The sequence below is a fragment of the Haliscomenobacter sp. genome, from assembly GCF_033763495.1.
GTDB lineage: Bacteria > Bacteroidota > Bacteroidia > Chitinophagales > Saprospiraceae > Haliscomenobacter.
This window is the reverse complement of record NZ_JANRKL010000035.1, coordinates 176,144-189,980: the sequence shown is the minus strand read 5'-3', so window position 1 is coordinate 189,980 and position 13,837 is coordinate 176,144. Positions and strand designations below refer to the sequence as shown.

Genomic DNA, 13,837 nt, shown 5'->3' with positions numbered 1-13,837 from the left:
GCGCAAAATCTTGCGGTAAAAGAACTTCCCGAAAGTGGAAAGCTTTCGGGAAGGGGGCTCTAGATTTGGAGCATAGGTACCAAATTCAAAACGCCCTTCCGAAAGTTTTCCACTTTCGGAAGGTTCTGTGCCGCACAGACTTGGAGGTAAGCGGCTATGCTTCACACTATTCCAGGATTTTCAAATTCATCCTTTTCAAGGCAGTATTGATATCTGGCAGCGTTCCCTTGATGGCTTCCATTTTTTTATTGATCCCCTCCAAAACGGATTGAGCCGTTGAAACAGCCTCAACGGCCTGGTTGGTAGGTGGCATGTCCGCATCCTGCAAAACGCCAAAAAGGCCAGCAAAAGTCCGACTTGCTGGTCCAAATTCTTTTTCCAGGGCGACCAGGGATTCGTTCAAATCGTGCAATTTTGGCGCCAACACCCCATTTTTGAGCAAGCCCAAATTGGTTTTGATTTGCCCACGCAATCCTGCTGTCTGATTGAGCAGAGCATTTAATTTTTTTTGCCCATCATAACAAGTCATCGACAAGTCAAACTGTTGCCGCAATTGAGCAGTACTGGTTTTTACCCGAGGATCCATCTTGATCACCAAAGGCTGTGTAAAGCTTTGACCATTGACGGTCAGTCGCACGGTATAATTGCCTGGCATGACCCAAGGGCCAGTGGGCCGTGGAGCAGTATTGCGATAGGTGGCTGCAATCGGGAAATTGACAGGTCCAGGCAGCGGAGTGTAGTGCAAATCCCAAACAAAACGATGCGAACCTGCTGCGCCTGACAAAATCTGTTGAGGGCGAATCCAATAGGGCGGTACATTGTTTGGGGGAATATTATCTGAGGGGTCATTTGGAGTAAATTTGCGCACCAAATTCCCAGCCGCATCCAAAATTTCTAAACTCACCGTGGCGGCCTCTTTGAGGTAATAATTGATTACTGCACCATCGGGAGGATTGTCTCCGGAGGGTTCTTCCTGCGGAATTGGCGTATCCGTGTTCATGTTCCAGCGCACCCGGTAAGTCAATTGGGGTTTGTACAAAATCGAGTTTTGGGCGGCCATAGCGGGTGTCAATTGCCGCAGTGGCGTGATGTCGTCCAGAATCCAGAATGAACGCCCGTGGGTACCCACTACAATATCATCGTCTTTGATCACTAAATCGCGGATAGAAGTTGCTGGCATATTTAAACGCAAGGACTGCCAATGGTCCCCATCATCAAAGGAAACTGAAACCATTCGCTCCGAACCTGCAAAAAGTAAACCTTTTTTGAGCGGATCCTCTTTGACGGCGTTGATTGGGTCATCCGGCAAACCGGTAACAATTTCTTGCCAGGTTTTGCCCCCGTCGCGGGTGCGGTAGATGTGGGGGCGCAAATCGTCGCAACGGATGCGATTGACCGCAGCATAAGCAGTGTTTTTGTCAAAATGACTGGCTTCCATGATCGATACCTTACTCCAGGAAGTAATCGCAGGTGGAGTGACGTTACTCCAGTTTTTGCCGCCATCCCTTGTTACTTGAATGAATCCATCATCGGTGCCAACCCAAATCAAATTGGAATCCAGAGGGGAGGGTGCAATGGTGTAAATGACGCCTCGCCGGGGCATGGTTTTCATGTCTGCACTGGTGTAAACGCCTACGCTTTCTGGTACATCGTAAGTTTCCCGGGTCAGATCGGGGCTGATGATTTCCCAGGAATTTCCTCCATTTCGGGTCTTGAACAACACGTTTCCTGCATAATACAAGGTCTTTGGATTGATGGGCGAAAACAGAATGGGCGCAGTTCGAATAAAACGGTACTTGCCGGATCGAACAGCTTCTGGAGCGATGTTTTGGGTTTGACCCGTACGTTTGTCAAAACGGGTGACCTTGCCGCCGTAAATGATGTTGGGGTCGAGTGGATCGGGGGCTACATATCCATATTCTTCTACTCCTACGGGATGCCATTCCCGGAAGGTGATACGGCCGTCGTTGCCTCTTGAGGTAATCCCCACCGAGCCACTTTCCTGTTGGCCGCCGTATACATTGTAAGGGAACGCATTGTCGGTGCTCACGTGGTAAAACTGCGCAGTAGGCTGATTGTACCAGGAACTGAAGGTTTCTCCACCGTTGACGGTAATAATGGCTCCCTGATCGCTCGCAAACAAGATGATGTCTGGATTGTTGGGATTGATCCAGATGCGGTGGTAGTCGTCGCCGCCGGGAGCACCGCGAAATGCGGTCCAGTTTTTGCCTCCGTCCGACGATTTCCAGGCCACAACATTGGCGGAATAAACGATGTCGGGGTTTTTGGGATCCACTTTCACTTCGGCAAAATCGCTACCTCGGCCCCAAAACCGGGCATCGGGATTCATCAAGGTCCAGGATTCACCACCGTCGTCGCTGCGGTAGATGCCGCCTTTGGTCGGCGCGTCGACAGTGGCGTAGAGCCGTTGGGTTTGACTGGGCGCTATACAAAAGCCAATGCGCCCTAGTCCTTCTGCAAAAGTGGGCAAACCTGTGGCCTTTTTTTGCCAGGTAGTTCCGCCATCAGTGGATTTGTAAAACCCAGTTTCAGGGCCTTGCCAAGCGCCATTTTCCCAGGGCCCTTGGCGGGCAGCCCACAAGCTGGCATAAACGATATTGGAGTTGCTGGGATCGATGGTCACCTGGATCGCGCCCGTGTTTTCATCCTTGTACAATACTCGTTCCCAGGTTTTGCCGCCGTTGGTAGTTCGGTAAACGCCACGTTCGGTATTGGGGCCGTAGGGATGGCCCAGTATGGCGGCAAAAACGCGGTTTTCATCGCGGGGATCTATGTCGATGCCCCCGATTTGTTGGCCTTCGCGTAGGCCAATGTGTTGCCAGCTTTTGCCTGCATCCACCGATTTGTACATCCCATCTCCGACGGACAAATCGGGCCTCTGGAGGCCTTCACCGCTGGCGACATAGAGCACATTGGGGTTGGAAGGTGCTACGCCAACATCCCCGATCGAACCAGTGGGTTGATCGTCAAAAATGGGCACCCAGGTACGGCCATAGTCAGTCGTTTTCCAAACGCCACCATGGTTGACCCCGATGTAAAAAACGTTAGGTTGTTGGGGCACACCTACTGCACCCACGGTGCGGCCTCCCCGATGCGGGCCAATCATCCGCCAACGCATGGAATTGAACAGTTTGGCGTCGTAGGGTTGGGCCTGTGCCTGGAAAAATACCAGCAGGGAAAAGAGTAGAAGTTGAATGGTTTTATTGGTTTTCATACGGAATCCGTGATTGTTTGTGGGAAAGTTAGCCGATTTTGGGTGGATTCCAGTACTGATTCGATAAGGATTTTTATTTTGGCAGTTCATTTTTGATTATTCCAATACAGTATGTCACTACCCATTTTCAACTACGCCAAATCGCATCCTAATCGCATTGCTATCCTTCAGGAGGATCAATCGTATACCTACGGTAACCTTTTAAACGCAGCCGAAGCGTTTGCTTACAATTTGCTGCAAAATGAGTCTGATCTTGCTGAACGCCGTATCGCCTTCATGGTCAAACCCGGCTTCGACTACGTGCGCACCCAATGGGGGATATGGCTGGCAGGCGGTGTTGTTGTACCATTATGCATTACCTACCCCTTACCTTCATTGCAGTATGTTTTGGAGGATACCCAAGCGGAAATTGTGGTGATTTCACCGGAATTTGAGGCTGTTTTAGCCGATTACTGTCGTGAAAAAGGACTTCGTTTGATTATTCTGGGCAATGAAGAACCAGAAGCAAAAGACGTTTTGCCTCAGATTGAGCTAAGCCGCCGGGCCATGATTTTATACACCAGCGGCACGACCAATTTACCCAAAGGAGTGGTCACTACCCACCGCAACATTGCTGCGCAAATTGAATCGCTGATCGAAGCCTGGGCTTATGCGGATACCGACCACACCTTGTGTATTCTGCCTCTTCACCATGTGCATGGCATCATCAATGTGGTATCCTGCACCTTGTGGGCTGGGGGAAAAGTGCAGTTTTTGCCTCATTTTGAGGCTCAAAAAGTGCTGGATATATTTTTACATGGTGATTTGAACGTCTTTATGGCCGTGCCTACCATTTATTTCAAATTGATCGAAGCAGTGGAGGCGATGTCAACGGAGGCGCGAACACAATTGAAGACTCGCTTGCAAGCTTTTCGTTTGATGATTTCGGGATCAGCGGCATTGCCAGTATCGGTGATGGAAAAATGGGAAGGCATCAGTGGCCACCGTTTGTTGGAGCGTTACGGAATGACCGAGATTGGTATGGCGATCAGCAATCCCTATGCTGGAGAGCGTCGGGCTGGATACATCGGAATGCCCTTGCCGGGGGTGGAGGTTCGATTGGTAGATGACCAGCTGCAAGAAATTGGCCCCGGCGAGGTTGGGGAGATTCAAATCAAAGGCGACAACGTCTTTTTAGAATACTGGCAACGCCCGGAGGCTACTGCGCAAAGTTTCACCGCTGATGGCTGGTTTATGACGGGTGATACTGCCGTGGTAGAAGAAGGATATTACCGCATTCTCGGCCGCACCTCGATGGACATCATTAAATCCGGAGGTTATAAGCTGTCAGCCTTGGAAATAGAAGAAGTTTTGCGCACTCATCCAGCCATTGCGGATTGTGCTGTGGTGGGTTTGCCGAGTGAAGAATGGGGCGAAACGGTAGCGGCTGCACTGGTCACCAAAGCCGAAATTGACCTTAAAGCACTAAATACTTGGATGCGTGAACGAATGCCCGCTTATCGGGTGCCTCGGCAGTACCTTTTGGTGCTTGAATTGCCGCGCAATGCCATGGGTAAGGTGACGAAAAAGGATGTGAAGGTTTTGTTTTAAACCACCACTTTGGGGCTGCTTTTTACCAACAACAATCCAACTCCAATCGGCATCAACGCACTTGCGCCAAAGAGCAATAAATAATAGCCAGGCATAAAACCCCAGCCAACCCAAAACAGAGTGCCTTGTAAAAACAACAAAGATTCTGATCCAAGGATCCCAGTACCCAAGGCAATCAAGCCCCAGCTTTGATTCTTCTTCAGACTTAAACCTTGCCCGTATTGAAAACCCAGGATAAAAAAACTCAAAATGCCCAACATCATCAGGTGAATAAAACCAATGATGTAATTGCGGATGGTGTAGGCCATTTGGGCTACGATGGGAAGTGCCACGGCGGCTTGCACGACTATTTTAAAACACAAACTAAGCAGGGACAATTGCCAAAGGTGGAGTTGAACAGGGGCTAAGGCTGCTTTAATACTCGCACGGATTGGCCAAAGATGCCTAAGCAGCAACACCAGGGCCGCCAATTGGAGCAATACACCTATACTATTGCAGGCAAATACCAGCGGATGGGGCTCAGACCAGGCCACCGCCAAGGCAAAGGTTAAAAAGGTGGCGCTAAGCAGTAAACCATAAAACCATCGCTGGAATGTTTTGGAAGGCAAATGTCCTTTTTGCTCCATCAAACGAAAGAACAAAGCCAACACCGCAATGATGAACCAACCATTGAACTGGAAGTGTAAAAAGAACTGCACCGCCAGGTGGTACCAAATGCTGTGTTTGAATCCCAAAGCCATTAGAGGGCCCATGGACCAAATGCCAAAGGTGGAGAGTACCATAAAAGCAAGAGATGTTCGCAATAAAAGTCGACTATAACCCGGTGTTGCCTTGCTATCTATCCATACATTGGCTGCGAAGGTATAGGCGCAAAAAATGTGCAGGGTGGAAAAACTGATCGACACTGGGCCATACCCTTGAAATGGAAAACTAAACAACATACCCAAAACACTGATTTGACTAAGCCAAAATAGGCGCTGGTAAAATTTGGATGCCAGCTGTTCCTTTGGTACAAAATTAGTGACCACCAGCCCGTACAAACCCAAATACAACCAGCCCAACATGGCCACGTGCGAGTGAGCATGCAGGATGTTTTTGTAATTGAAAAACGGGATTTCCTGGATAAAAGCGAAACGAAGAGTTAACCCCAAGAGTGCTGCGATGAAAAAGTTACCTAGGGCGACTCGAAACCAAAGTGAGGGCATGGCCTTAAAAGTTATAGGGTGGATCACCCAGGTGATTATAGATGATCCAACCCAATTGATACACTACTTTTTTTCATCAATGGAGTACATGAACTCCAGAATGTCCCGGGCATCCCCAACGGATACATTCTGATTGGGCATCCGTGTGAGACATTCTTCGAGCAAAGCCTGAGCGGCAGGATCTTTGTCCAGCATCACCTCAACATTGGTGATCATGTTCATGATCCATTCGGGTTTGCGGCGCTCAGTGAGGCCCTTCCAACCTGGGCCAACCACCCGCATTTCGTCCAACTTATGGCAGGCCGCACATTTCATGTCGTAAATGGCTTGTCCTTTGGCCACCATATCGGGTTTAAGTGGACTGTTCATTGTGACAGATTTGATTTCACCAATACCTTTGTCGCTGACCGCTGGTGCAGGCGCTTTTTCACTGGCTTGATCCGTTGTTTGATTGGAATTACCGCCGCAGGCGGACAATAAAATGCCCAGGCCCAATAGCAGTGCTAAGTGCTTATTCATGATAAACAAGTATTGAAAAAGTGAATGAGGATTGAATTTAAAAACTACACGATTTCAGGGACTTGTTGAGCAACTTCCGCAATGGTTTTGTCTTTCAAGATTTTGAGCATCCCCTGCTTGTAAGCCAGGGATTGGTAGTGCAAAGGACAGGGATTCGCTGCATTACACGCCGGTAAACCCAAGACACAAGAGCTGAAGACTTCCGGCCCGTCGATACATTCAATCACCCGAATCAGGGAGGCTTGCAGGTGTGCCGGGCTCATACAAAAACCGCCGTGTGGCCCTTTGGTGGAACCAATGAGCTGATTGCGAGATAATTGTTGCAACAACTTGGCCAAAAAAGGCCCTGGAACCTCCAGCGTTTCGGCAATTTCTTTCACCCCTACACATTGGCCATCCTTACCTTTGTCGGCAAGATAGAGCACGGCGCGAATGGCGTATTGACAAGATTTGGAAAACATAAGCTCAAAATCAAAAGCGAAAAAATCAGTGCACAAGATACTCAACAAGTTGGGAAATCATTTCGGTAAAATCACCTTGTCGATGACGTGTACGATGCCATTGCTGGCTTTGACCGTACCGACCACCTTGGCGTCATTGATCATAATTATGCCGTCTTTGTTGCTGATGGTCGCTGATCCGCCGTTGACCATACTGAGCACCCGGCCATCTGTAAGCGCCTCGGCTGGGTAACCCGCTACCGCTACATGATACTGCAAAATGTCGGTGAGTTTTTCCCGATTTTTTTCCTTCAACAGGTCTTCAACCGTACCCTTGGGTAAGGCATTGAAGGCTGCATCGGTTGGGGCAAAAACCGTGAAAGGGCCAGCGTTGGACAGCACGTCTACCAGGTTTGCGGTTTGCACAGCGGTGACTAGGGTTTTGTGGTCAGGCGACGCCACTGCAACTTTGACAACATCCTTGGCCGATTCATCGTCGGATACCGCTGACTGCCCAGCACCGGCAGCGGCACTGACTTTTGTCTCTGTAGAATTTGAGGTGTTGGACTGGCAGGCCCATACAAGTAGGCCCAGTAATAGTGCCAATGAACCTATGGTTGTGGTTCTTAGTGATTTCATAATCAACTAGTTTTGCTGATAAATGAGTTATTTTTCGGAGATAAAGATATTTATGTCTTTTATTGTTGAGGTTGACAATTGTCAATAGGGGAGTTGAAATTTATCATATTTTAAGACCTTTTTATCTTAATATATTTGAACCATCAATCAGGTGCTCATGGGGTGTGATTTACACATTCTTTACAGCATATTCTTCATCACTAAATCAATACACCTATGAAACTTACTTGGGTCATACCAACCTTTGGATTCTTTTCGCTTTTGGCCCTAACATTCAGCTGTAAACCCAAAGATTTGGGCACAACTATATCCGGTGACGCAGCCGCCAAGGTGTACGTAGCACCGGGTCAAAAGGATGAATTTTACAGCTTCGTATCGGGTGGCTTCAACGGGCAAATGTCGGTTTATGGCATCCCTTCCGGGCGCTTGTTGCGCATCATACCCGTTTTTTCACAGTTTGCGGAAAGTGGATATGGATACAGTGAGGAAACCAAACCCATGCTCAACACCTCCAACGGTTTTGTGCCCTGGGATGATTCGCACCACATCGCCCTATCAACGACCAAAGGCGAACACGACGGGCGTTGGGTTTTTATCAATGGCAACAACACGCCAAGAATTGCGCGCGTCAGCCTCAAAACCTTCCGGACCGAAGAGATCATCGAATTGCCCAATAGCGGGGGCAACCACTCCTCACCATTTTTGACCGCCAATACCGAGTATGCCGTAGCGGGTACCCGTTTTTCCGTCCCACCGGATGAGGTTGCTGACGTTCCAATCAGCAGTTTTAAGGAAAACTTTAAGGGTTACCTCAGTTTTGTCAAAATTGACAAAACCAGCGGGCGGATGTCCATTGGGTTTCAGTTAAAAACGCCAGCGGTAAGTTTCGACTTGTCGCGTTGCGGCCGTGGGGTATCTGATGGTTGGTTTTTCTTCTCTTGTTACAATACGGAACAAGCTAATACTTTGCTGGAAGTGAATGCTTCACAAAAAGACAAGGACTTCATCCTGGCCGTAAACTGGAAAAAGGCTGAGGAATACCTCAAAGCTGGCAAAGGCAAAAAAGAACCCGCCGAATACGCGCACAACGTGTACGACGAAAGAACCCACTCGGCTACTTCTACCATGATCAAGGAAGTAATGACCCTGGACCCCAAAGATTGTCCAGACATGTTGTACTTCATCCCTTGCCCCAAATCGCCCCACGGATGCGATGTAGATCCTACGGGTGAATACATTGTGGGCAGTGGGAAGTTGGCCGCAGTGATTCCGGTATTTTCTTTCAGCAAAATGCAAAAAGCCATTACCGCTAAAAAATTTGACGGCGAGTTTGAAAGCATTCCTGTATTAAATTACGAAGCAGTGTTGCACGGTGAAGTACAAAAACCTGGCTTGGGGCCTTTGCACACCGAATTTGATGGTCAAGGCAATGCCATCACTTCTTTCTTTGTATCGTCTGAGTTGGTCAAGTGGAACATCGAAAAACTGGAAGTACTCGACCGTGTGCCTACTTATTATTCGGTAGGTCACTTGAGTATTCCTGGTGGTCCCACCATGAAACCACACGGCAAATACGTGATTGCCTACAACAAAATCACCAAAGACCGCTACCTGCCTACTGGGCCTGAATTGGCACAATCGGCGCAGTTGTACTCCATTGATGGCAATAAAATGCAGCTCCTGCTTGACTTCCCCACTGTGGGTGAACCGCACTACGCGGAAGCGCTTCCGGCGGCATTGGTTGAACCGAATAGTGTGAAATTTTTCAAACTGGAAGACAATTTCCACCCTTATGTCGCCAAAGGTGAGAAAGAATCCAAGGTTGTACGCAAGGGCAAAGAGGTACACGTGTACATGACCTCTATTCGCTCACACTTTGCCCCGGATAACATCGAAGGCATCAAAGTGGGGGATGAAGTATATTTCCACGTCACCAACCTCGAACAAGACTGGGATGTACCACACGGATTTGCCATCCGACGGGCCAACAACGCTGAAATCCTGATCATGCCAGGGGAAACTTGCACCCTGAAATGGATTCCTTCTAAAGCTGGCATAGTACCCATGTATTGCACCGACTTCTGTTCGGCCCTGCACCAGGAAATGCAAGGCTACGTCAGGGTCTCGCCCGCCAACAGCAATGTAGCATTGCGCTGGGGTACGGGTGTCAACCTGGATGAAGAAGCCAAAGTGAGTTTGAAATAAAAATAGTTGAGGAGTTGAGGGGTTGAGAAGTTGAGGCTGCCGCGAGCGACCCTTGCACTTCGGCTACGCTCAGTGACCGGGTCGCTCGCGGCAGCCTCAACTTCTCAACCCCTCAACTCCTCAACAAAATTGACACATTATGAAGCCACTGCGCACTTCATCCCGCATTGCCATCCTGATCGCCTCCTTGGCCATGACTGGTTCCTTTTTCTTGCCCATCTGGAGAATTGAACTGTGGGCACCTCAGTACCCCGAGGGCTTGATGATGAAAATCTGGCTCAGCCACCTTTCTGGCGACGTGGAGATCATCAACGGTCTGAACCACTACATCGGTATGGCCCACATCAAAGAGGAGATGTTTCCAGAGTTCATTATCCTGCCATACCTCGCCGCTTTATTTGTTTTGCTTGGGCTGGTGGTGGCCTGGCTAAACAAGCGGGTTGGGGCCTTGGCTTATCTGGGACTGATCGTGATTGCGGGCATTGTCGCCATGGTTGATTTTTATCAATGGGGTTACCAATATGGCCACAACCTTGATCCCAATGCCGCGATTAAAGTGCCTGGCATGGCTTACCAACCGCCCTTGATCGGATACAAGAAACTGCTCAATTTTGGCGCGTATTCGGTGCCGGACTGGGGAGGGTTCCTATTCATTTTTGCTGGCTTGGTGCTGACACTGGTGGTTGCCTGTGAATATTATTTTTGCAAAAACCTCCGCCCTGATTCAAAAACCAAATTAAAATCCATACGCACAGTGGCTGCAATTGGCTTATTGTTTCTGTTTGCCTGCACCCCCCAACCCAGCCCCATCCAGTACGGCCATGACCAATGTGAATTTTGCAAAATGACCATCATGGACGATCGTTTTGCGGCAGAACTGGTCACGACCAAAGGAAAAGTGTACAAGTTTGACGACTTGTTTTGCCTGAACAAATACTACCAAATGCAGCAGGCCAAAGACGCGGATTACCAGCACATTTTAGTAAATGACTACTTGCAAAAGGGCACCTTGATCGACCTTCGCCATGCGCATTTGTTGAAAGCAGAAGCCCTGCGCAGCCCTATGGCCGGAAACATTGCCGCTTTTTCCTCATTGGAAAAGCTAAAAGTGCTGGAGGCTGAAAAACAGTGGCAAGCTGAAATCACCAACTGGTCTAATCTAAAAAAATAACGCTAAAAACCTATCATCCCTAGGCACAGGCGATTATTCGTCATTCGTCACTCTATAATTCGTCATTCCCTATGCGTACTCCCTTTTTCATCCTCAGCATACTTCTGATCACCAATCTGGGGGCAAAAACCATCCAAGTTGCGCCCGGCACTTCGATTCAGCAAGCCATTGACCGGGCCACAGCGGGTGATACCGTTTTGGTGCGTGCCGGAACGTATTACCAATACGGCATCAAAATCAACAAATCCCTGACCTTCCTGGGGCAAGGCAAACCTCTGCTTGATGCCAGTGGGCAAGGGGAGATTCTGACTGTCAGCGCGGATAAAGTTGTGGTGAAAGGCTTCCGCTTTCAGCGGACCGGGCGTACCAGTATTACGGATTGGGCAGCCGTGAAAGTGCTCAGTGCCAAAGATGTTCAAGTGCTCAATAACCACATCAGCCAAAGTTATTTTGGGATCTATTTCTCCAATGCAGACCATTGCACTGCCCGCAACAACACCATTGAGGGAAAACCCTCCGAGGAACAAAACACCGGCAACGCCATCCATGCCTGGAAATGCAATCATTTGTCGTTCAGTGGTAACACGGTAAAAGGACACCGCGATGGTATTTACCTTGAATTTGTAACCGAGAGCCATATGCACCGCAATTTTTGCCAGAACAACATTCGGTATGGCCTGCATTTTATGTTTTCCCACAACAACACTTATTCCTACAACCGCTTTCGGGAAAACGGAGCTGGAGTAGCGGTGATGTACACCCGCAACGTGGTGATGCAACACAACCATTTTGAACAAAACTGGGGCAGCGCGGCTTATGGCCTGCTGCTTAAAGACATATCCGACAGCAAAATCGAGCACAATACCTTCTACAACAATACCACCGGGATTTACATGGAGGGCTCCAGCCGGATTCATCTGGCGGACAACACGCTCGAAAACAACGGTTGGGCTTTGCGTTTGCAGGCGAATTGCAGCGACAATGTTTTTGAAAAAAACAACTTCCTGGCCAACACCTTCGACGTGGCCACCAATGGAGGCACGGTCATGAACCGTTTTTCGCACAACTATTGGGATCAGTACGCAGGTTACGACCTCAATCGCGATGGAGTAGGGGATGTGCCCTATCACCCGGTGAGTTTGTACGCCATGATTGTGGAGCGCATTCCGGCGGGACTGATGTTTTTACACAGTTTTGTCGTGCGCCTGATCGAAGAAAGTGAAAAAATATTCCCTAGCCTGACCCCGACTGAACTGAAAGATTCCAGTCCACTCCTCAAACCAATCAAGCGATGATCCAGACCCAAAACTTGAGCAAACATTTTGGCAAACTCTGTGCCCTCAATAATGTGAGTGTAAGCTTGCAAAGGGGCAAAGGGGTCTCCCTGATTGGCCCCAATGGCTCGGGTAAAACCACCTTTATCAAGTGTTTACTGGGCATGGTGATCCCCGATTCGGGTCGGATTTGTTTCAATGAGCAACCCATTCTCCGCGATTCCTGGGACTACCGCAAGCAGATTGGTTACATGCCCCAAATTGGCCGGTATCCCGACAACATGCGGGTGCGGCAGGTATTTGACCTGATGACCGACCTGCGTAAAGATAGCCATTGCGGGCCTTTGGACGAAGAGTTGATCGAAGAATTTGGCTTAAAAAATAGCTTCGACAAACCCATGCGCACCCTTTCTGGTGGAACCCGGCAAAAGGTCAGCGCCTGCTTGGCTTTTCTATTCGATCCAGCCGTATTGGTACTGGATGAACCCACCGCGGGTTTAGATCCACTGGCGGCAGAAGCGCTCAAAGCCAAGGTTTTGCGCGAGCAACAAAAAGGAAAATTGGTCTTGATGACTTCCCATATCCTCAACGACCTGGAAGAACTAACCACCGATGTGATGTACCTGGTAGAAGGTGATTTGCTGTTTTTTGAGTCGGTTGAAAACATTTTGGAACGAACCGAGGAAACCCGTTTTGCCAAAGCCATCGCCAAAATTATGGCGCAACAAGGCAAAATTTCCAGTACTCCTCAACGCAAAACCATCGCCCTATGAGAATTCTACTTCGTTACATCGCTTACGACATCCTGCGCAACCGCATGATCATTGCGTATACCCTCTTTTTGTTGCTGATGTCGGCTACGATGTTCAGCATTGAAAGCAATCCTGGCAAAGGTTTGCTCAATTTGTTGAACATTGTTTTGATCGTGGTGCCCCTGGTTAGCATCATTTTTAGCACCATTCATTATTACAATTCTTATGAGTTCATTGAGCTCTTGTTGGCGCAACCGATTCCGCGGAAAAGGTTGGCTTTTGGGCAGTTTTTGGGGGTGGGTATGGCGCTTTCGCTGGCTTTTTTGATTGGAGTGGGTATCCCTGTTCTACTAACGGGATTCAGTAGCGCGGCCCTCAGTCTGGTGCTGACGGGGGTGTTTCTAACCCTCATTTTTGTGGCTTTGGCCATGTTGGCAGCCGTGCGCACCCGAGATAAAGCCCGAGGCATTGGTGTGGCATTGCTGCTGTGGTTCTATTTCGCGCTGCTCTACAATGGGATCGTGCTCTTTTTGCTCTTCGCCTTCAGTGATTACCCATTGGAAAAGGCAGTGATTGCTTTTGTTTCCTTCAATCCAATTGATCTGGGGCGCATCCTGGTGATGTTGCACACCGATGCTTCGGCTTTGATGGGCTTCACAGGGGCGGTGATGCAGCAGTTTTTTGGCAGTGGCTGGGGCGTGTTGTATGCAGTATTGATTATGCTGCTGTGGTTCGCTTTGCCGCTGTGGGGGAGTGTGCGGAGTTTTAGTCGGAAGGACTTTTGAGAACTACAGCATGGGCATTTAG

At 49.0% G+C, this 13,837-nt stretch carries 11 protein-coding genes; 6 read left to right on the top strand and 5 right to left on the bottom strand.

Features of this window, described 5'->3' with window-relative positions:
• Nucleotides 1-166: 166 nt before the first annotated feature.
• Nucleotides 167-3,235: a glycoside hydrolase gene (locus SFV55_RS04175; RefSeq protein WP_320028205.1), complete on the bottom strand. Its 3,069-nt coding sequence runs from the start codon at nt 3,233-3,235 to the stop codon at nt 167-169.
• Nucleotides 3,236-3,346: 111 nt separating this feature from the next.
• On the opposite strand from SFV55_RS04175, the gene SFV55_RS04170 reads away from it, so the two are divergent.
• Nucleotides 3,347-4,825 carry an acyl-CoA synthetase gene (locus tag SFV55_RS04170; protein ID WP_320028204.1) on the top strand — a complete coding sequence of 493 codons (1,479 nt, stop codon included), beginning with the start codon at nt 3,347-3,349 and terminating at the stop codon, nt 4,823-4,825.
• On the opposite strand, the gene SFV55_RS04165 is transcribed toward SFV55_RS04170, so the two are convergent.
• The 4 genes from SFV55_RS04165 to SFV55_RS04150 all read right to left on the bottom strand — a co-directional run bounded on the left by SFV55_RS04165 (nt 4,822) and on the right by SFV55_RS04150 (nt 7,628).
• A complete protein-coding gene (locus SFV55_RS04165; RefSeq protein ID WP_320028203.1) occupies nt 4,822-6,030 on the bottom strand; it encodes a hypothetical protein in 1,209 nt (402 codons plus the stop codon). The two genes, SFV55_RS04170 and SFV55_RS04165, sit on opposite strands and share 4 nt — an antisense overlap.
• Before the next feature lie 63 nt (nt 6,031-6,093).
• Entirely contained in the window at nt 6,094-6,549 is a 456-nt protein-coding gene (locus tag SFV55_RS04160) for a cytochrome c (protein WP_320028202.1), read from the bottom strand.
• 44 nt (nt 6,550-6,593) lie between these two features.
• Nucleotides 6,594-7,010 carry an Rrf2 family transcriptional regulator gene (locus tag SFV55_RS04155; protein WP_320028201.1) on the bottom strand — a complete coding sequence of 139 codons (417 nt, stop codon included), beginning with the start codon at nt 7,008-7,010 and terminating at the stop codon, nt 6,594-6,596.
• A 57-nt stretch (nt 7,011-7,067) separates the two neighbouring features.
• Entirely contained in the window at nt 7,068-7,628 is a 561-nt protein-coding gene (locus SFV55_RS04150) for a fasciclin domain-containing protein (RefSeq protein WP_320028200.1), read from the bottom strand.
• Between the two features lie 216 nt (nt 7,629-7,844).
• Between SFV55_RS04150 and nosZ the strand changes: the two genes are divergently transcribed.
• The 5 genes from nosZ (at nt 7,845) to SFV55_RS04125 (ending at nt 13,815) form a co-directional block, all read left to right on the top strand.
• Nucleotides 7,845-9,833, top strand: a complete 1,989-nt coding sequence (gene nosZ / locus SFV55_RS04145; RefSeq protein WP_413776686.1) for a Sec-dependent nitrous-oxide reductase — start codon at nt 7,845-7,847, stop codon at nt 9,831-9,833.
• Between the two features lie 139 nt (nt 9,834-9,972).
• Nucleotides 9,973-11,004: a nitrous oxide reductase accessory protein NosL gene (locus SFV55_RS04140; RefSeq protein ID WP_320028198.1), complete on the top strand. Its 1,032-nt coding sequence runs from the start codon at nt 9,973-9,975 to the stop codon at nt 11,002-11,004.
• 71 nt (nt 11,005-11,075) lie between these two features.
• Nucleotides 11,076-12,299: a nitrous oxide reductase family maturation protein NosD gene (locus SFV55_RS04135; protein WP_320028197.1), complete on the top strand. Its 1,224-nt coding sequence runs from the start codon at nt 11,076-11,078 to the stop codon at nt 12,297-12,299.
• The gene (locus tag SFV55_RS04130; RefSeq protein WP_320028196.1) at nt 12,296-13,051 is read left to right on the top strand and encodes an ABC transporter ATP-binding protein; all 756 of its coding nucleotides are present in this window, start codon (nt 12,296-12,298) and stop codon (nt 13,049-13,051) included. The genes SFV55_RS04135 and SFV55_RS04130 overlap by 4 nt, the downstream gene beginning before the upstream one ends.
• A complete protein-coding gene (locus tag SFV55_RS04125; protein ID WP_320028195.1) occupies nt 13,048-13,815 on the top strand; it encodes an ABC transporter permease in 768 nt (255 codons plus the stop codon). The genes SFV55_RS04130 and SFV55_RS04125 overlap by 4 nt, the downstream gene beginning before the upstream one ends.
• The last annotated feature ends 22 nt before the right edge of the window (nt 13,816-13,837 follow it).

Bases quoted from the DNA above. Each gene is read 5' to 3' on its own strand.
- SFV55_RS04175 (WP_320028205.1), bottom strand. From the start codon at position 3,235: ATGAAAACCAATAAAACCATTCAACTTCTACTCTTTTCCCTGCTGGTA.
- SFV55_RS04170 (WP_320028204.1), top strand. From the start codon at position 3,347: ATGTCACTACCCATTTTCAACTACGCCAAATCGCATCCTAATCGCATT.
- SFV55_RS04165 (WP_320028203.1), bottom strand. From the start codon at position 6,030: ATGCCCTCACTTTGGTTTCGAGTCGCCCTAGGTAACTTTTTCATCGCA.
- SFV55_RS04160 (WP_320028202.1), bottom strand. From the start codon at position 6,549: ATGAATAAGCACTTAGCACTGCTATTGGGCCTGGGCATTTTATTGTCC.
- SFV55_RS04155 (WP_320028201.1), bottom strand. From the start codon at position 7,010: ATGTTTTCCAAATCTTGTCAATACGCCATTCGCGCCGTGCTCTATCTT.
- SFV55_RS04150 (WP_320028200.1), bottom strand. From the start codon at position 7,628: ATGAAATCACTAAGAACCACAACCATAGGTTCATTGGCACTATTACTG.
- nosZ (WP_413776686.1), top strand. From the start codon at position 7,845: ATGAAACTTACTTGGGTCATACCAACCTTTGGATTCTTTTCGCTTTTG.
- SFV55_RS04140 (WP_320028198.1), top strand. From the start codon at position 9,973: ATGAAGCCACTGCGCACTTCATCCCGCATTGCCATCCTGATCGCCTCC.
- SFV55_RS04135 (WP_320028197.1), top strand. From the start codon at position 11,076: ATGCGTACTCCCTTTTTCATCCTCAGCATACTTCTGATCACCAATCTG.
- SFV55_RS04130 (WP_320028196.1), top strand. From the start codon at position 12,296: ATGATCCAGACCCAAAACTTGAGCAAACATTTTGGCAAACTCTGTGCC.
- SFV55_RS04125 (WP_320028195.1), top strand. From the start codon at position 13,048: ATGAGAATTCTACTTCGTTACATCGCTTACGACATCCTGCGCAACCGC.